Raw genomic sequence first — 18496 nt, 5'->3', positions numbered from 1 at the left:
GCCATGCGCCGCCATGCTTGCGCCGCGTTGCTCCTGCTCTGCGCGGGCAGTGCGCCGCTGCCGCTGACCGCAGCGACCAGCCAGAGCTTTCAGGTCAGTGCCACGGTGACGGCGGGGTGTCTGGTCGTCGGTGGGGTATCGAACTATGGCGGGTTGAATTTTGGTTCTCGTTCAGCCTTGGCCACTGGCACGGTGCAGGTCGCGCTGACCGGGGGAGTGCAGTTGCAATGCACGCCGGGCGTGACGCTGAACATGAGTGTCGATGGCGGCCAGTACAACAGCAGCGGTCGGCACATGCAGGTTGGTAGCGGGAGTGCGCGGGTGGCGTATGCGCTGTTTCGCGATGCGGCGTACAGCCAGAGTCTGGGCATTGGTCAGAGCGTCGCGGTGGCCTATAGCGATGCGAACAACATCCGCCTGCCGATTTACGGACAGGTGCAGTTGCCGGGCAATCAGCCCGGGGGGACGTACAGCGATGTGTTGCAGGTGCAACTGTCGTGGTAAGGCAAAGGTTGAATGACCGACAAGGAGCAGTTTTATGGGGGCAGTCATGTCACGGCATTCGCTCGTGCACGGCGCGATGTTGGCGCTGTTCATGCTTGCGGCGGGCAATGCCTGTGCCGCCAGTTCGGTGCTGATCTGGCCGATCGATCCGGTATTGGAAGCCGATCAACAGGCCAGTGCGTTGTGGCTGGAAAATCGCGGCAATGAAACCGCTAACCTGCAGATCCGCGTGTTCGGCTGGAGTCAGAGCGGCTTTGAGGAGCAATACCAGAATCAGCGCGACGTGATCGGCAGCCCGCCGGTGGCCAGGATCGAGCCGGGGCAAAAACAACTGGTGCGCCTGACCCGCACCAAGGACGTGCCGCCGGGGCAGGAACTGGCCTACCGGATCATCATCGATGAAATTCCCTCCGCTCAACCGGCCACTGCCGAAGGCGGCAAGACCGCCGCCGCGATCCGTTTCCAGATGCGTTACTCGGTGCCGTTGTTTGCCTATGGCGCGGGACTCTGGAGCAAGGAAGACAGCACACGCCCACGAGATCCCAAGGGCGTGGGTTTGCCGCAGCTGAGCTGGCGCACCGTGGCGGTGGACGGCAAGCCCTATGTGGAAGTGCGCAATCAAGGCGCGGTGCATGCGCGGTTGACCGATGTGGCGATCAAGCAAGGCGGGCAGAACAAACCGTTGGCTGAAGGTTTGCTCGGTTATGTGTTACCGGGAGCGGTGATGCGCTGGCCGGCACCGGGACCACTGGCCAGTGAGTCGGCGCTGCAGGTACGGGTCAACGGCGGGACGCAGGTGCAGAGCATTACCCCGGCACGCTGATCGAGCCGGCGATTTCAGGAGGATTCAGTCCATTGATGGACGTCAAACGTGTATGAGCTCGCCATGGGCTCGCCGTCTTCAGCGTCCGTTGTGGCTTGTGACCGGCGCGTGTTGCCTGGTGTTCGTTCAACCATCCGGGGCCGGCGACCTGCCGCCACCGCCCAGCGGCATGGAGGCCGTAAGTGATGCACAGTTATTTCTGGAGCTGGTGGTCAACCAGATGAATACCGGGCGAGTGGTGGCAGTGGAACAGCGTGGCGGACGCCTGTTCGTACCGACGACGGCGTTGCGCGAAACCGGGATGAAACTGCCCGATGGCACGGGCAGCGAAGTCGACCTCGACAGCCTGTCGGGACTGCACAGTGAATACGACGGTGTCGGTCAGCGTCTGCTGTTGCAAGTACCGGCGGACTGGCTGCCGGAACAATTCATCGGCAATCGGCAGGCCTATCCGCGCACCCCGGCGCTGAGCAGTTTCGGCGCACTGTTCAATTATGACCTGTACCTCAACGACACTGACGATGCCGGCACCTATCTGGCGGCCTGGAACGAAGTACGGTTATTCGACAGTTGGGGCACGCTGTCCAACACCGGGCAATATCGGCGCACGTTGTCGAGCGCTGATGCCTTCAATTCGATGAACAACGGTTACCTGCGCTACGACACTACTTGGCGTTATTCCGATGACGAGCGGATGCTCACCTACGAGGCGGGCGATGTCATCAGCGGCGCGTTGCCGTGGAGCAGTTCGGTACGTCTGGGCGGCGTGCAGTTCTCGCGCGACTTTGCCGTGCGCCCGGACCTGGTGACCTATCCACTGCCACAGTTTGCCGGGGAAGCGGCGGTGCCGTCCTCGGTGGACCTGTTCATCAATGGCTACAAGTCCAGCAGCGCCGATCTGCAGCCAGGGCCGTACACACTGACCAACATTCCGTTCATCAACGGTGCTGGCGAGGCCGTCGTGGTGACGACTGATGCCTTGGGCCGACAGGTGTCGACCACGGTGCCGTTCTACGTCACCAGCACTTTGCTGCAAAAGGGTCTGAGCGATTTCTCCGTAGCTGCGGGGACCTTGCGTCGCGATTACGGGTTGAAGGATTTCAACTATGGCCCGGGTGTCACGTCCGGCAGTCTGCGTTATGGCGTCAGTGACAGTTTCACCTTGGAAAGCCATGCCGAAGCGTCCGACTCGCTGACCTTGGGTGGCCTTGGAGGCAACCTGCGGCTGGGCAATTTCGGCGTGCTTAATAGCGCCGTCAGCCAGAGCCGTTTCGAGGGTGAGGGCGGTGAGCAACTGAGTCTCGGTTATCAGTACAGCAACCAGCGCTTCAGCTTTTCCTATCAGCGCTTGCAGCGCCATGATCAATACGCCGATCTGACCGTGGTCGATACGCCGTACATTAGCCTCAGTCGCCGCAGTGAACAGGCCACGTTGAGTCTCAACCTCGATCGCTGGGGCAGCCTTGGCGCAGGTTATTTCGATGTGCGCGCCGCCGATGATTCGCGCACGCGTTTGCTCAATCTGAGCTGGAGCAAACCGTTGTGGCGTAACAGCAGTTTCTACCTCTCGGCCAACCGTGAAATCGGCGACAGCAACTGGGCGGTGCAGGCGCAACTGGTGATTCCGTTCGATCTGCGCGGCAGCCTGGCGATCAGCAGCGAGCGCAGTAAAACCGGGCAAACCCAGCAGCGGGTCAATTACAGCCGCGCGGTGCCGACTGAGGGCGGGGTAGGTTTCAACTTGGGTTACGCCAAAGGTGACGGCGCCGATTATCGTCAGGCCGACGTGACCTGGCGTTTGCAGTCGGTGCAGTTGCAGGCTGGCGTGTACGGCACGGCTGATGCTGAAACGCGCTGGGCTGACGCCAGCGGGTCGTTAGTGTGGATGGATAAGCAGGTGTTCGCGGCCAACCGGATTGACGACGCTTTTGTGGTGGTCAGCACCGATGGTTTTGCCGATATTCCGGTGCGCTACGAGAATCAGCAGGTCGGTCAGACGGACAAGAACGGTCATCTGCTGGTGCCATGGAGCAGCGCCTACTATCGCGGCAAGTATGAAATCGATCCGCTGAACCTGCCGCCGAATGTGCGCAGCCCCAACGTCGAACAGCGCATTGCCGTGCGCCGCGGCAGCGGCTATCTGCTGGAGTTTCCGTTGAACCGGGTGATCGCCGCGAGCATTGTTCTGGTCGACGCTCAACAACACGAGTTGCCGCTGGGCGCTGGTGTGCTGCATGAGCAAAGCGGCACTAACACGGTCGTCGGTTGGGACGGTCTGGTTTATCTGGAGGACCTTGCGGCGCAGAACTCGCTGCGGGTCACGCTTGCCGATGGAGCAACCTGTCGGGCGCAGTTCAATGTCGACATGAACCAGAATCAGGTGCCGCTGATCGGCCCGTTGGTGTGTCAGTGATCAGGCTTCTATTGTGGCTGGTGCTGGTTTTGCCGGGCGCGGCGCACGCCTTGTGTTCGGTGGTCGGCACCACGCCGGCAGCGTTCGGCACGATCAGTTCGATTGCCGTGCGCACCGTTTCACAACCCAGTTCCACGTTGAATGGCGGATTGAGCTGCACCGGTTCGCTGTTGTCGTTGCTGACCAGTAATGATCACTTCTGGGGCACCGTTTCATCGACCCAGAGTGGCTTGGTCGGGCCCACCGGCGATGTCATCGGTTACACGATCTACGCCAATAACAGCACGAGTTATCCGCTGACCCGTGGCACCGCCTATGATTTCGCCCGCAACGGAATCATCGATGCCTTGGGCCTGCTCAACGGCACGACACCGAAAACCGTGCCGCTTTATCTCGCCACAACGATTGGCAGCAATGTCGCCGCCGGGGTTTACACAGAGACCCTGAGCATTTTCTGGAACTGGAATTACTGTTCGGGGATCGGCATTGGCGCTATTTGCATCGGTCGCGATATCGCCAGCGGCACGACTTCGTTGACGGTGAATCTGACGGTGTCCAACGACTGCACGATTACCGCGCCGAACATCGCCTTCGGCAGTGCGCCCGTTGTCAGCGCATTTACGCCGGTGACCGGGCAAACCATCAATCTGGCCTGCACCAAGGGCAGTGCTTACACCGTGGGCTTGAGCGACGGCCAGAACGCGGTCAGCGTCGGTGGACGGCGACGGATGATTTCCGGGGGTAATTATCTGGCTTACGACATCTTCAAAAGTGCGGGGACGACGCGCTGGGGCAGTGTCGGCAGTGGACGCCGGGCGAGCAGCGATGCTGAAGTCAATCCCGGCAACGGACTCGGCACAGGCAGCCAGATTTTCAACTACAACGCGAAAATCTATACCGACCAGACCACACCGCCGGCGGGTACTTATCTGGACAATGTGGTGCTGGATGTGGGTTTTTAAGTGCACTGTTTTTCACTGTGGGAGCCACACCTGCTGGCGATGGCGGCATGTCAGCCACCCTGGATGTGCCTGAATGTCCGCCATCGCTTGCAGGGCAAGCTCCACAGGAGGGTATGCAGTGTTTTCAGAATGGCAGCGTCTGTTTGAGCTCGACCGGGCTGACCACCGCGTAGTTATACCCGCCACCCGACCAGTACTCAGCCTGCAAATCCCCATCACTGCGGCTGCCTCGGGGCAAAAAGGTGTTTTTCGGCCCTGGCGGACGCACGTAAAAACTCACTTTGTGTCCGCTGCGATCCTCGTACATGACCATCGCTGCCGGGCCTTCATCGGTGCTCAGCAACCGCCCGCTGACCGGCTCAAATCCGGCCGATTTCAGATCCGGCAAGCGGCTCGCCCGAGTGAAGTAACGATCAAGCCAATGCTGCATGTCGCCGTCACTGTCGACCTTGTAGTCGGCGGGCAACAGGCCTTGCTGGGCAATAAGGCGATAGGCCTGCAAGGCGTCGGTCATCGGTAGCAGGGAAGGGCGCACGAGGGTCATCTCGCGGGCGTGCCAGCCACTGAAACCGCCGACGCTGACCGCGATCAGCAATACCGCCGCACTGGCCAGATGGCGGCGTGATTGGCGCAGGCGGCGCTGACGAATCAGCTTAGGGTCCAGCGCCGGATTGGCCGGTTGCTGCAACGCGCCGCCGAGTGCCGCACGCAATTGCTGCGCATCCTGTTGCCAGGCGCGCACTTTTGCCGCTTCGTCCGGGTGGCTGGCCAGCCAGGTTTCCAGCACACGCCGGTCGGCGTCGCTGAGTTGGTGGTCGACGTAAGCATGCAGATCATGCTCGTTGGGAGGCAGGCTGATCATTTGAGTATCCGCAAAGAAGGGCTGCTGATTTCGCCGTCGCTGAGTTGGCGCAAGGCCTGGCGGGCGCGGGACAGGCGCGACATCACGGTGCCGATCGGGGCGCCGAGGATCTCGGCGACCTCTTTATAGGAAAGGCCTTCCACCGAGACCATCAACAGCAGGGCGCGCTGCTCGGTCGGCAACCGGTCGAAGGCTTGCAGGGTCGACTGGGCGATTACCGTGCGCTCCACCGAGGGTTCGGCATCGTCACGCCCGGTAAAGAATTCGAGCATCCGCGCATAGCGTCGCGACCGGCGATGGGCATCGAGAAACTGCCGGTACAGAATCGCAAACAGCCAGGCGCGCAGGTCACCGTCGGCGCGTTTATCACCCCAACTCGACAGGGCCCGTTCGAGGCTCGCCTGTACCAGATCGTCAGCGCTGCTGCTGTTGCGCGTCAACGACACGGCAAAGCGGCGCAATCTGGGAATGATTTCTCTCAACTGTTCGTCGAATTCGCTCATGAATTTCTACTAGTCACTACGCTGTGGACTAGGGAGACGTCCGCCGCTGCAGGTTATTCCAGGTTCGGAAAAATAAATACCGAGCCGTGGAATAAACCCTCATCAGGCGCGTCTTGCTGATTCTTCCTACTTGTGGCCGATGGCCCTGGAGTCTTTCATGGTTGATCGCTCATCCCCCAATGCGGCGCCGCCCGGCCAACCGCAACGTCCGCCGCTGAGTACTGCGAGCCTGATCGTGCGTCTGGGCGGCATTGCGGTGGTTGTCGCTGCTGTGGCCGGGGCATTTGCCTACGTTCACGGTAACTTTGACCCACAGCGTCTGACGCCAAAAGCCTTGGTTGATGTGCTGGAGAAGAACAACGGCGTGCATCCCGGATTTCGTCGCAACCACGCCAAAGGTGTGTGCGTGATCGGCCATTTCGAAAGCAGTGGAGAGGCGCGCGCGTTCTCCTTCGCGCAGGTGTTCAACGAGCCGCAGACTCCGGTGGTGGGGCGTTTTGCCTTGCCGGCGGGTAACCCCTACGCACCCGACAGCAGCGTACCGATCCGCAGTCTGGCGTTGCGTTTCACTCAGGCGAACGGTCAACAATGGCGCACCGGGATGAACAGCATGCCGGTGTTCCCGGTCGGTACGCCCGAGGCGTTTTATCAGTTGCAGCAAGCGCAGTCGCCGGATCCGGCCACTGGCAAACCTGATCCGAGCAAGGTCCCCGCTTTCTTTGCCTCGCACCCGGAAGCCGTGCCGTTTCTGACTTGGGTAAAAACAGCGAAGCCTTCAGCCAGTTACGCCACCGAAACCTACAACAGCGTCAATGCGTTTTATCTGGTCGACGCCAGCGGCAAGAAGCAGGCCGTGCGTTGGAGCATGACGCCTTTGGCTAAGGATGCCGCCGGCGCCAGCGCCCCTGAGGGCGGTGATTTTCTCGAGAAAGATCTGGTGCAGCGACTGGCCGCTGCACCGTTGCGTTTTCAGTTGAACATCACCTTGGCCAACCCCGACGACCCGGTCAACGATGCGAGTAAAACCTGGCCTGCCGGACGCAAGGTATTGAACGCCGGCACACTGGTGCTGGAGAAAACCCAGCCACAGCTGAGCGGCGAATGCCGCGACATCAATTACGATCCGCTGGTCCTGCCTGCGGGCATTCAAGGCACCGACGATCCATTGCTCGCCGCGCGCTCTGCCGGATACGCAGATTCCTATCTGCGTCGCACCAGTGAAGTCAGTCAATTGCCCGCCGCCAAACAGGAGGCTCGACCATGAGAGCTCAACCGACTCATTTCGCTCTGGTGGCGCGTGTGCTGCATTGGCTGATGGCGTTGATGATTATTGCCATGCTGTTTATCGGTGCCGGGATGGTGACCTCCGTCTCAGAACGGCATGAATGGCTGATCCATCTGCACAAGCCCCTCGGGATCGCCATTCTGGCGCTGGTGATCGTGCGTCTGCTGGTACGCCTGGCCACGCGGCAACCACCGCTGCCAGCGGATCTGCCGGACTGGCAGGTGTTGGCGGCCAAGGCTTCGCACTTGTTGTTGTACGCGTTGATGCTGGTGTTACCGCTGCTCGGTTGGGCGATGATCAGCGCTTCGGGTGAGCCGGTGATGCTCAGCACCACGCTGCAACTGCCGTCGATTGTGCCGGCCGATGCGCAGTTGTTTGCCTTGTTGCGCAAGGCCCATGGCTATCTGGCGTATTTGCTGTTTCTGACGGTGCTGTTGCACTTGGCGGCTGCGCTGTTTCATGGCTGGGTGCGTCGCGACGAAGTACTCGACAGCATGTTGCGCGGTCGCGATCGCAACTAACCGATTGGCTAAGGCAACACGGCGGCGCTGCTCAGCAGACGGCGCCAGAAACTGAAAGATCGCAGGCAAGCTGCGATCTTTTAGTGGTGTACGGAAGGTTTCAGCGCAGGGAATCGACCATATCTGCCAGTGTGGTCAGTACGTCTTTGCCCAGTTGTTTAGAACGTTTACCCGACCAGCCAGTTTGTGGATTCGGCGCATCGTCGTGATCCTTGAACGGCATCTCCAGGGTCTGCGACAGGCAGTCGTATTTCTGCCCGACGCTGTTGCAGGCCAGGGTCATGTTGGCTTGGCCCGGTTCATCGCGGGTGTAGCCGTATTTGGTCTGGAAATCCTTGGTGGTGTGCTTGAGATGGTTGCAGAAGTGCTCTTCGAGCTGCTCGAGGCGCGGCGTGTAACCTGGATTGCCTTCGCAACCGGCGGTGAATACGTGGGGGATTTCTTCGTCGCCGTGTACGTCGAGGAACATATCCACGCCATACTTTTCCATTTGCTGTTGTACGAAAAATACCTCAGGACTGATTTCCTGACTGGCATTCTGCCAAGCGCGGTTCAAGTCCTGGCCCATCGCATTGGTGCGCAAATGACCGTGGAAGGCGCCGTCCGGGTTCATGTTCGGCACCAGGTAAAGATCGGCACTGGCCAGCAGTTTGTTCAGCACGGGATCGTCGTGTCGTTCCAGGCGTTCGATGACGCCTTCCATAAACCACTCGGCCATGTGCTCGCCCGGATGTTGCTGGGCGATGATCCAGATTTTGCGTTGCCCTTCAGCGCCTGTGCCTTTGCGCAGCAGTTGAATGTCACGACCTTCGATGCTTTTGCCGGTGGCGAGTAGTTCGGTGCCAGCCTTGGTCAGCGCCTGCTCGATCAGCCAATCGTGACGGCCACGGCTGTAGGGTTCGAAATACGCGAACCAGGCGTGGGTTTGCTCGGCTTCGAGGCAAAAGCGCAGGCTGTCACCTTCAAAACTGGTTGGAATGCGGAACCAGTTGACGTGATCGTAGGAGGCGACTGCCTGATAGCCGGTCCAGGCTTTGTTATAGGAGGATTGGCTGGCGTTGACCAGGCGAAACCAATGCTCCTGATGAACGTGCAGGCCGCTGGCCTTGAAGTGGAACCACTGGAAGTGGGGGCTGCGGGTGTCCGGGCGAATGGCCAGAACCGGATTGAGCGGATTGCTGATATCGATGACTTGAATGTTGCCGCTGTCGAAATTGGCGCTGATGTCGAACGAAGATTTGGCCACGGTCATAATCGCTTCCTGAATATGATTTTTATGGCCGTTACTTTACACGCTGGATGGGGTGAAACCGAAGGGAATTGCGGGGTTGTGGCGGGGGCGTCCTCCATGACGCGGACGCAGCTTAGAGATTGTGCGATTGATTCTCAAGTGCTAATTGTCATTAGTTTGCCCCAATGCGGCCGGGCTCCGCTTGCCAATCGATATTCTTTTGATATTATCCGCGCCATCGAATTTGCAGCACCTAAAGACTTCATTAGCCTGAAGCCAGAAGCCCGAAAAACGGGCAAAAAAAAGACCCGGCAAAAAGCCGGGTCAAAAACCGTGATTAGCCTGATGAGGAGATAGTCCAGAAGACCGACCTAAGGTCTCTGGTCCATCGACTGATCTCGCGACCAGCTGCTTGCAATAATAATCATTATCATTTGCAAGTCAAATGTTTTTATCTGCGCGATTGGAAAATTCTTTCCTGTCCGTCCGAACTGCCGTTCCTGAGACCTCATCGCCATCCAGCGAATGGTCGACCATCGCCCGCGCCATATCCACCATGTGCACTACTGAAAACGCCAGGTCGCGACTCGCGCCTTGCAGGTTTTCTGCTGCCTTGAATGCAGTAGCGGCGGCGCAGCGCAAAAGGTCAGAAGCATGCACCAAAGCTTCCTCGCCGCTGAGATGGCTTCTGACGTCGAAAAAGCGCTCATCAACCTCGGGTTCTGACACAGCTGGTTTCAAGTAATGGTCCAGTGCTCGCTGCGCCGCAGCATTGCCTTGTGGCGAGGTGAAAGTGGTGTCCATTTGCAGGTTCGGCAAGTCTTTACTGCTGATATTCATGATGAGAGGTCACTCCATGTGCGATAAAAAATCCGTGTTCTCAGGATAGTACTAATCGTAGTTGTGACCAGAATTTAAATACTACAATATGTGTTTTGCTGGCCGAAGGCGTCCGCGTAAGGTGCCGCACATGGATAAATGGATTGAGTTGGTCAAGGCCAAGATGAGTGAACTCAAAATCACTCAAACAGAGCTCGGAGAGCGCGTCGGCATGTCCCAGGGCGGGATCGGTCATTGGCTGAACAAACGTCGCGAACCCGGTATCACGGAAATGAATCGCGTGCTGCACGCACTGGGGATGGATTTCCTCGAAGTGGTGCTGGTCATTCGCGAACCGCCACTGGAGCCGGAGGACGACATGCCGCTGGCGCAGAAGTACAACCCGTACTTCCGTTACCCGGTCAGTGACTGGCGTACGCCCTGCGAGGTGCGCGAGAGCGGATCGTCTGCCTACGTTCCCACATCGGACAAGCAGCGTTTCGAACTGACGGATTACCACGCCCGTGGCGCGGCTTTCTGGCTGACAGTGACGGGGGACTCGATGACCGCGCCCACAGGTCAGAGCATTGCCGAAGGCATGCTGATACTGGTCGACCCGGAGGCGGAGGCCGTGCCGGGCAAACTGGTGATTGCCCAGTGGCCGAACAGTGAGGAAGCGGTTTTCCGAAAGCTCGACGAGCAGAACGGCCAGCGTTATCTGGTGCCGCTCAACCCGACCTGGCCGAAAACCCTGTTCACCGAAGAATGTCGAATCCTCGGTGTCGTGGTTCAGGCAACGGCGCGCTACTAGTCAGATCGATCCTCGCCAGGCGTAGGATCGATCCATCCCTTCACACTGCTTCCAGTTCAACCAAAGCGCTGCCTTCGCCGACCATTTCACCTTCCTGGCAATACAGCGCTTTGATTACACCTGCATGGGGCGCGCGGATGCTGTGCTCCATCTTCATGGCCTCCAGTACCACCAGTTGCGCGCCGGCTTCAACCGATTGCCCGGCCGTGACCAATACCCGGACGATGCTGCCGTTCATCGGTGCAGTCAGCCCGCCCTGATGACTGTGACTGGCTTCGACGGCGCTGATCGGGTCGTACGTCTCGATTCGACGCAACTCACCTTCCCACTGCAAGTACAGCGCATCGCCCTGGCGGATAGCACGCAATGTGCGACGTACGCCTTCGTGTTCAACGATGAGTTGCTCGCCGGCCAGTTTGGCGTGGCCAGCGGTACTCAGCGTCAGCGCCCGATGCTGCCCCTCACAACTCAAATGCAGTGTGACTTCTCGAGGCAGTCCCGCGCGCAATCCGCTGTTCAGCGACCACGGCGAAGCAGGGTCATCCAGGCGCGCTAGCTGAGGCAGACTCTGCGCCACCGCTTGAGCCGCGGCCTCCCAGAACGCATCGCTCAATGTGCCCGCTACAGGCAGCAATTGCTCCTGATACCGCGGAATAAATCCGGTATCCAGTTCCGCCGCCGCGAACGCCGGGTGCGCGATGATCCGCCGCAAGAAGTTGATGTTGGTCTTCAAACCCCCAATCGCGAATTCGTCCAGCATGCTCAGCAAACGCAGGCGCGCCTGCTCACGATCCTCACCCCAGGCAATCAGCTTGCCGAGCATCGGGTCGTAGAATGGTGAAATTTCATCGCCTTCTTCAACCCCGCTATCGACTCGACGCCCGGGTCCCGCAGCGGACTCGCGATACAAATCCAGACGCCCGGTTGCCGGCAGAAAATCGTTCGAAGGGTCTTCGGCATACAAGCGAACTTCAATCGCATGGCCGTTGAGCGGTACTTGCGCCTGGGTGATCGGTAGCGCTTCACCAAGGGCCACGCGGATTTGCCAGGCCACCAGATCCAGACCCGTGATCGCCTCGGTCACAGGGTGCTCAACCTGCAGCCGCGTGTTCATCTCCATAAAGAAAAACTCGCCGCGCGCATCCAGCAGAAACTCCACCGTGCCGGCGCCGACATACCCGATCGCCTGCGCCGAGCGCACGGCCGCTTCGCCCATCGCCCGCCGCAGTTCAGGCGTCAGGCCCGGAGCTGGCGCTTCCTCCACGACCTTTTGATGACGACGCTGGATCGAGCAGTCCCGCTCATTGAGGTACAGACAATTGCCATGCTGGTCGGCGAATACCTGGATTTCCACGTGACGCGGTTTGAGCAAATATTTCTCGACCAGCATCCGCGAATCGCCGAACGACGACTGCGCTTCACGCTGGGCCGAGGCGAGGGCTTCGGCCAGTTGGCTGACGTCCTCGACCACTTTCATGCCTTTACCGCCGCCGCCCGCCGTGGCCTTGAGCAGCACTGGATAGCCGATACGTTCGCAGGCAGTGCGGAACGTGTCGAGATCCTGCGCTTCGCCGTGATAACCCGGCACCAGCGGCACACCGGCGGTTTCCATCAGCGCCTTGGCGGCCGATTTGCTGCCCATGGCGTCGATGGCCGAGGCGGGCGGGCCGAGGAAGATCAGGCCGGCCGCTTCAATCGCGCGAGCGAAGCCAGCGTTCTCGGACAAAAAGCCATAACCCGGATGAATTGCCTGTGCGCCGCTGGCCTTGGCCGCCGCAATCAGCTTGTCGATTTGCAGATAAGTGTCAGCTGCTTTACTGCCGCCCAGGTCGACGCGGATATCCGCTTCCCGGCTGTGCCGCGCTTCGCGGTCGGTGGCGCTGTGCACGGCGACGGTGGTCAGGCCCAGCGCTTTGGCGGTGCGCATCACGCGGCAAGCGATTTCGCCACGGTTGGCCACCAGCAGGGTGGTGAGAACAGGTGCGCTCATCAACGCGACTCCTTGATGGTTGCTGCTTGCCAGCTCGGCGGACGTTTTTGCAGAAACGCCCGCAAGCCTTCCTGACCCTCAGGGCTGACACGGATGCGCGCGATGGCGTTTTCGGTGTAGCGGCGCAGGGCTGGGGTCAGTGCACCGTTGCCGACTTCACGCAACAAGTCCTTGCTGGCGCGCATGGCGGCAGGGCTGTTGAGCAGCAGATTGTTGATCCATTGTTCGACTTGCTCATCGAGTTCGGCCGCCGGATAACTGTCGGCCAACAAACCGATTTCTCGCGCCCGCTGACCGCCAAAACGTTCGGCAGTGAGGGCATAACGCCGTGCTGCACGCTCGCCAATGGCTTGCACCACGAACGGGCTGATGACAGCGGGCGCCAGACCAATGCGCACTTCCGACAGGCAGAATTGCGCGTCATCGGCGCCAATCGCCATGTCGCAGCAACTGATCAGCCCCAACGCTCCGCCAAACGCCGCGCCTTGCACCACCGCCAGGGTCGGAATTTTCAGTTTGGCGAGGTTGTACATCAGCTCCGCCAGTTCACGGGCGTCATCGAGGTTGGTGTGGTAATCGAGTTCGGCGGATTGCTGCATCCACGCCAGATCAGCGCCGGCGCTGAAATGCTTGCCACGGCCGCGTACCAGCAAGAAACGCAGGCTGGCGTCGCTGGCGACTTTGTCCAGTGCGAGGATCAGCTCACGGATCATCTCGGCGTTGAACGCGTTGTTTTTTTCCGCGCGGTTGAGCCACAGGGTGGCGAAACCCCGTGGGTCGCTGTGCAGTTCGAGGGTGTTGAAGTCGCTCATGAGATTCTCCCGATCACATCCGGAACACGCCGAAGCGGCTCGGTTCGATTGGCGCGTTCAGCGACGCGGACAAGGCCAGGGCCAGCACATCGCGGGTCTGCGCCGGGTCGATGACGCCGTCGTCCCACAGCCGTGCGCTGGAATAGTAGGGGTGACCCTGTTCTTCGTATTGATCGAGGATTGGCTGTTTGATCTCGGCTTCCTGCTCGGCACTGAACGCCTGCCCGCCACGTTCAGCCTGCTCACGCTTGACCTGCACCAGCACGCCAGCGGCCTGCTCGGCACCCATCACGCCGATGCGCGCATTCGGCCACATCCACAGGAAACGCGGGTCGTAAGCCCGCCCGCACATGCCGTAGTTACCTGCGCCGAAGCTGCCGCCGATGATCACGGTGAATTTCGGCACTTTCGCGCACGCCACAGCGGTCACCAGTTTTGCGCCGTGTTTGGCGATGCCACCGGCCTCGTATTTCTGACCGACCATGAAACCGGTGATGTTTTGCAGGAACAGCAGCGGAATGCCTCTCTGGCAGGCCAGTTCGATGAAGTGCGCGCCTTTCTGCGCGGCTTCGGCGAAGAGGATGCCGTTGTTCGCCAGAATCGCGATCGGGTAACCGTGCAAATGGGCGAAACCGCAGACCAGTGTGGTGCCGAACAGGGCCTTGAATTCATCGAACACCGAACCGTCGACCAGTCGCGCAATCACTTCGCGCACGTCGAACGGTTGCTTGGCGTCGGCCGAAACCACGCCGTACAACTCATCGCTGGCGTACAGCGGCGCAATTGGTGCGCGTTGTTGCACTTCACCGAGTTTGCGCCAGTTGAGGTTGGCGACGCTGCGGCGGGCGAGGGCGAGGGCATGTTCGTCGCTCTCGGCGTAATGGTCGGCGACCCCGGAAATCTTGCAGTGCACATCGGCTCCGCCCAAGTCTTCGGCGCTGACCACTTCACCGGTCGCGGCTTTCACCAGCGGCGGGCCGGCGAGGAAAATCGTTGCCTGATTGCGCACCATAATCGCTTCGTCAGCCATCGCCGGCACATATGCACCGCCGGCAGTGCACGAGCCCATCACCACAGCGATCTGCGGAATACCCATCGCGCTCATGTTGGCCTGATTGAAGAAGATCCGTCCGAAGTGCTCGCGATCCGGAAACACTTCGTCCTGACGCGGCAGGTTGGCGCCACCGGAATCCACCAGATAAATGCACGGCAGACGATTCTGCTGAGCGATGGTCTGCGCGCGCAGGTGTTTCTTCACGGTCAGCGGATAATACGAACCACCCTTCACCGTCGCATCGTTGGCGACGATCATGCACTCGACGCCTTCGACACGACCGATCCCGGCGATCACACCGGCGGCTGGCACGTCTTCGCCGTAAACCGCATGGGCGGCCAGCTGGCTGATTTCCAGAAACGGCGAGCCCGGATCAAGCAATCGGTTGATGCGTTCACGCGGCAGCAATTTGCCGCGCGAGGTGTGGCGTTCCTGGGCTTTTGCGCCGCCACCCTGCGCCACTTGGGCGAGCAGGGTATGCAGGGCGTCGACCTGTTTGAGCATCGCCGCAGTATTGGCGGCGAACTCCGCTGAACGCGGGTTGAGCTGAGTGTGCAGAATCATGGCTTACTCCGTAAGCAGCTAGGAGTTGCAAGCTTGGAGCGGCAAGTTAAAGCTGTTCTCTTGCAGCTTGAAACTTGCAGCTCGCAGCTGACGAAATTTATTTCGTTTCGTTGAACAGTTCGCGACCGATCAGCATGCGACGGATCTCACTGGTGCCGGCGCCGATTTCGTACAGCTTGGCGTCACGCAGCAGACGGCCCGCCGGGAACTCGTTGATGTAACCGTTACCGCCGAGAATCTGGATCGCGTCGAGGGCCATCTGTGTGGCGCGCTCGGCGGTGTAGAGAATGACCCCAGCAGCGTCTTTGCGGGTGGTTTCGCCACGCTCGCAAGCCTGCGCAACCGCATAGAGATAAGCGCGGCTGGCGTTGAGTTGGGTGTACATGTCGGCGACTTTGCCCTGGATCAGCTGGAACTCGCCGATGCTCTGGCCGAACTGTTTACGGTCGTGGATGTACGGCACGATCAGGTCCATGCACGACTGCATGATCCCGGTCGGGCCACCAGACAGCACGACGCGCTCGTAATCGAGGCCGCTCATCAGCACTTTCACGCCGCCGTTGAGCACGCCGAGGATGTTTTCCTCGGGCACTTCGACGTCATCGAAGAACAGTTCGCAGGTGTTGGAGCCGCGCATGCCGAGCTTGTCGAACTTGTTGCTGCGGCTGAAGCCTTTCCAGTCGCGCTCGACGATGAATGCGGTGATGCCGTGGGGGCCTTTTTCCAGATCGGTCTTGGCGTAGATCACGTAGGTGTTGGCGTCGGGGCCGTTGGTGATCCAGGTTTTGCTGCCGTTGAGGACGTAACGGTCGCCGCGTTTGTCGGCGCGCAGTTTCATCGAAACCACATCGGAACCGGCGTTGGGTTCGCTCATTGCCAGTGCGCCGACGTGCTCGCCGCTGATCAGCTTCGGCAGGTATTTGGCTTTCTGTTCGTGGTTGCCGTTGCGATTGATCTGGTTGACGCAAAGGTTGGAGTGCGCGCCGTAGGACAACGCCACCGAGGCCGAGCCGCGGCTGATTTCTTCCATCGCGACGACGTGCGCCAGGTAACCCAGGCCAGCACCGCCGTACTCCTCCGGAACGGTGATGCCGAGCAGGCCCATGTCACCGAATTTGCGCCACATGTCGGCGGGGAACAGGTTGTCGCTGTCGATCTGCGCCGCACGCGGAGCGATCTCCTTGGCGACGAAGGACTGAACCTGATCGCGCAGCATGTCGATGGTTTCACCGAGGGCAAAATTCAGGGAGGGATAGCTCATGGTTCACCTTTTTGGCTTTTTTGTAGGGTGGGGAGAGCGGCCACTCAGCTCTCACCTTTACGTTAACGTAAGCGTGTGAGGAATGACTGTCAATCACCCTTTACGTTAACGTCAACTTGAGCGAGAGTAGGGCCAGTTCAAGATTGAAAGCTGATTAGTTTTTGTAGGAGTGAGCCTGCTCGCGATCACGTCGTGTCAGTCGACGTAAATGTTGACTGATGGATCGAGATCGCGAGCAGGCTCACTCCTACAAGTGACCGTCGGCAACCCATAAATAAAGACAATAGGGGTCGTCATGGATCAACCCAGTGCAAGTCCGCAGCGCAGCTACACCCGTGGTTCTCAGGACAAAGCTTTGCTGGCGATGACAATCGGGCAGCAGTTCGATCAGACGGTCGCCCAATACCCCGACGGTGAAGCGCTGGTGGTGCGCCATCAGCAGTTGCGCTATTCCTGGCGACAACTGGCCGATGCGGTGGACCTGCACGCCAGAGCGCTGCTCGCCCTGGGTTTGCAGGCCGGAGATCGCCTCGGTATCTGGGCACCGAACTGCGCACAGTGGTGCATCATCCAATTCGCCACGGCGAAAATCGGCGTGATCCTGGTCAACATCAACCCGGCCTATCGCAGCTCCGAACTCGAATACGTGCTCAAACAATCCGGCTGCCAATGGCTGGTCTGTGCCGGGGCGTTCAAATCTTCTGACTACCACGGCATGCTGCAAGGGCTGGTGCCAGAACTGGCCGAACAATCCATCGGCCAACTGCGCAGCGAGCACCTGCCGCAATTGCGCGGCGTGATCAGCCTCGACGCACAGCCGCCCTCAGGTTTCCTGCCGTGGTCGCAATTGACTGACCTCGCAGCCAGCGTCGCCCCCGAACAATTGCAGGAGCGCAGCAACAGCCTGCACTTCGATCAGCCCGTCAACATCCAGTACACCTCCGGCACCACCGGTTTTCCCAAAGGTGCGACCCTCAGTCACTACAACATTCTCAACAACGGTTACATGGTCGGCGAAAGCATCGGCCTGACCCCGCGCGATCGCCTGGTGATCCCGGTACCGCTGTACCACTGCTTCGGCATGGTCATGGGCAACCTCGGTTGCATCACCCACGGCAGCACGATGATTTACCCCAACGACGCGTTCGACCCGTTGCTGACCCTGCAAACCGTCGCCGAAGAAAAAGCCACCGGGCTCTACGGCGTGCCGACCATGTTCATCGCCATGCTCGATCAGCCGCAACGCGCCGAATTCGATCTGTCGAGCCTGCGCACCGGAATCATGGCCGGTGCCACCTGCCCGATCGAAGTGATGCGCCGGGTCATCAACGAAATGCACATGAGCGAAGTGCAGATCGCCTACGGCATGACCGAAACCAGCCCGGTGTCGCTGCAAACCGGGCCGAACGATGATCTGGAGTTGCGCGTGACCACCGTCGGCCGCACGCAGCCACAGCTGGAAAGCAAGATCATCGACGAGGCCGGCAACCTCGTGCCACGCGGCACCATCGGCGAACTTTGTACCCGTGGTTACAGCGTGATGCTCGGTTACTGGAGCAATCCGCAAGCCACGGCCGAAGCCATTGATGAGGCCGGCTGGATGCACACCGGTGACCTGGCGAGCATGAACGAGGAGGGCTACGTCAACATCGCCGGGCGTAACAAAGACATGATCATTCGCGGCGGCGAGAACATTTACCCGCGTGAGCTCGAAGAGTTTTTCTTCACCCATCCGGCAGTGGCGGACGTGCAGGTGATCGGCATTCCGTGCTCGCGATACGGTGAGGAGATTGTTGCCTGGATCAAATTCCATCCCGGCCACAACGCCTCCGAGCTGGAGTTGCAAACCTGGTGCAAGGAACGCATCGCGCACTTCAAGACGCCACGGCATTTCAAGTTCGTTGAGGAGTTTCCGATGACGGTGACGGGCAAGATCCAGAAATTCAGGATGCGCGAGATCAGTATTGAGGAAATCAAAACAATCGAGCGGTAACCACAACCCTGTGGGAGCTGGCTTGCCAGCGATGGCGTCAGGTCAGGCAGCATCTATGTTGGATGATCCACCGCAATCGCTGGCAAGC

At 59.9% G+C, this 18496-nt stretch carries 17 protein-coding genes; 9 read left to right on the top strand and 8 right to left on the bottom strand.

The annotated features are described in order from the left end of the window. The first annotated feature begins 3 nt into the window (after positions 1-3). Genes EJA71_RS04825 through EJA71_RS04810 form a run of 4 tightly spaced genes read left to right on the top strand, consistent with a single transcriptional unit; the run spans position 4 to position 4702 of the window. The gene (locus EJA71_RS04825; RefSeq protein ID WP_158954777.1) at positions 4-504 is read left to right on the top strand and encodes a spore coat U domain-containing protein; all 501 of its coding nucleotides are present in this window, start codon (positions 4-6) and stop codon (positions 502-504) included. Positions 505-538: 34 nt separating this feature from the next. After that, a complete protein-coding gene (locus EJA71_RS04820; RefSeq protein ID WP_158954775.1) occupies positions 539-1327 on the top strand; it encodes a molecular chaperone in 789 nt (262 codons plus the stop codon). A 52-nt stretch (positions 1328-1379) separates the two neighbouring features. Next, entirely contained in the window at positions 1380-3740 is a 2361-nt protein-coding gene (locus EJA71_RS04815; RefSeq protein WP_158954773.1) for a fimbria/pilus outer membrane usher protein, read from the top strand. Next, the gene (locus tag EJA71_RS04810) at positions 3737-4702 is read left to right on the top strand and encodes a spore coat protein U domain-containing protein (RefSeq protein WP_371925623.1); all 966 of its coding nucleotides are present in this window, start codon (positions 3737-3739) and stop codon (positions 4700-4702) included. The genes EJA71_RS04815 and EJA71_RS04810 overlap by 4 nt, the downstream gene beginning before the upstream one ends. A gap of 124 nt (positions 4703-4826) precedes the next feature. On the opposite strand, the gene EJA71_RS04805 is transcribed toward EJA71_RS04810, so the two are convergent. Both EJA71_RS04805 and EJA71_RS04800 read right to left on the bottom strand, forming a co-directional pair. After that, positions 4827-5564, bottom strand: a complete 738-nt coding sequence (locus EJA71_RS04805; protein WP_158954769.1) for an anti-sigma factor — start codon at positions 5562-5564, stop codon at positions 4827-4829. Beyond that, positions 5561-6067 carry a sigma-70 family RNA polymerase sigma factor gene (locus EJA71_RS04800; RefSeq protein ID WP_016983921.1) on the bottom strand — a complete coding sequence of 169 codons (507 nt, stop codon included), beginning with the start codon at positions 6065-6067 and terminating at the stop codon, positions 5561-5563. Before EJA71_RS04800 ends, EJA71_RS04805 begins: the two co-directional genes overlap by 4 nt. Positions 6068-6224: 157 nt before the next feature. Here EJA71_RS04800 and EJA71_RS04795 point away from each other — a divergent pair, with 157 nt between their 5' ends. Both EJA71_RS04795 and EJA71_RS04790 read left to right on the top strand, forming a co-directional pair. Beyond that, a complete protein-coding gene (locus EJA71_RS04795; RefSeq protein WP_158954767.1) occupies positions 6225-7331 on the top strand; it encodes a catalase family peroxidase in 1107 nt (368 codons plus the stop codon). Further along, a complete protein-coding gene (locus EJA71_RS04790; protein WP_158954765.1) occupies positions 7328-7873 on the top strand; it encodes a cytochrome b in 546 nt (181 codons plus the stop codon). Before EJA71_RS04795 ends, EJA71_RS04790 begins: the two co-directional genes overlap by 4 nt. 100 nt (positions 7874-7973) lie before the next feature. Here EJA71_RS04790 and EJA71_RS04785 read toward each other — a convergent pair whose 3' ends face one another. Continuing rightward, positions 7974-9125 carry a M14-type cytosolic carboxypeptidase gene (locus tag EJA71_RS04785; protein WP_158954763.1) on the bottom strand — a complete coding sequence of 384 codons (1152 nt, stop codon included), beginning with the start codon at positions 9123-9125 and terminating at the stop codon, positions 7974-7976. 96 nt (positions 9126-9221) lie between these two features. Between EJA71_RS04785 and EJA71_RS27330 the strand changes: the two genes are divergently transcribed. Beyond that, on the top strand, positions 9222-9461 hold the full coding sequence (locus tag EJA71_RS27330) for a hypothetical protein (protein ID WP_178113653.1): 240 nt from the start codon (positions 9222-9224) through the stop codon (positions 9459-9461). Between the two features lie 84 nt (positions 9462-9545). On the opposite strand, the gene EJA71_RS04780 is transcribed toward EJA71_RS27330, so the two are convergent. Next, positions 9546-9944: a DUF6124 family protein gene (locus EJA71_RS04780; RefSeq protein ID WP_158954761.1), complete on the bottom strand. Its 399-nt coding sequence runs from the start codon at positions 9942-9944 to the stop codon at positions 9546-9548. Between the two features lie 130 nt (positions 9945-10074). Here EJA71_RS04780 and EJA71_RS04775 point away from each other — a divergent pair, with 130 nt between their 5' ends. After that, positions 10075-10734, top strand: coding sequence for a LexA family transcriptional regulator (locus EJA71_RS04775; protein ID WP_158954759.1), 660 nt, complete (start codon positions 10075-10077; stop codon positions 10732-10734). Between the two features lie 40 nt (positions 10735-10774). Here the strand turns inward: EJA71_RS04775 and EJA71_RS04770 are convergent, their stop codons facing one another. The 4 genes from EJA71_RS04770 to EJA71_RS04755 all read right to left on the bottom strand — a co-directional run bounded on the left by EJA71_RS04770 (position 10775) and on the right by EJA71_RS04755 (position 16415). Continuing rightward, positions 10775-12724, bottom strand: a complete 1950-nt coding sequence (locus tag EJA71_RS04770; protein WP_158954757.1) for an acetyl/propionyl/methylcrotonyl-CoA carboxylase subunit alpha — start codon at positions 12722-12724, stop codon at positions 10775-10777. Then, positions 12724-13536, bottom strand: coding sequence for a gamma-carboxygeranoyl-CoA hydratase (locus EJA71_RS04765; protein ID WP_158954755.1), 813 nt, complete (start codon positions 13534-13536; stop codon positions 12724-12726). The genes EJA71_RS04770 and EJA71_RS04765 overlap by 1 nt, the downstream gene beginning before the upstream one ends. 13 nt (positions 13537-13549) lie before the next feature. Then, the gene (locus EJA71_RS04760) at positions 13550-15154 is read right to left on the bottom strand and encodes a carboxyl transferase domain-containing protein (RefSeq protein WP_158954753.1); all 1605 of its coding nucleotides are present in this window, start codon (positions 15152-15154) and stop codon (positions 13550-13552) included. A 97-nt stretch (positions 15155-15251) separates the two neighbouring features. After that, on the bottom strand, positions 15252-16415 hold the full coding sequence (locus tag EJA71_RS04755) for an isovaleryl-CoA dehydrogenase (protein WP_158954751.1): 1164 nt from the start codon (positions 16413-16415) through the stop codon (positions 15252-15254). A gap of 295 nt (positions 16416-16710) precedes the next feature. Here EJA71_RS04755 and EJA71_RS04750 point away from each other — a divergent pair, with 295 nt between their 5' ends. Next, positions 16711-18408 carry an AMP-binding protein gene (locus tag EJA71_RS04750; RefSeq protein WP_158954749.1) on the top strand — a complete coding sequence of 566 codons (1698 nt, stop codon included), beginning with the start codon at positions 16711-16713 and terminating at the stop codon, positions 18406-18408. The last annotated feature ends 88 nt before the right edge of the window (positions 18409-18496 follow it).

It is taken from the genome of Pseudomonas sp. PB106 (assembly GCF_009764645.1).
In the GTDB taxonomy this organism is placed as follows: Bacteria; Pseudomonadota; Gammaproteobacteria; order Pseudomonadales; family Pseudomonadaceae; genus Aquipseudomonas.
The sequence above is the reverse complement of the archived record's forward strand: the minus strand, read 5'-3'. Positions and strand labels throughout refer to the sequence as shown.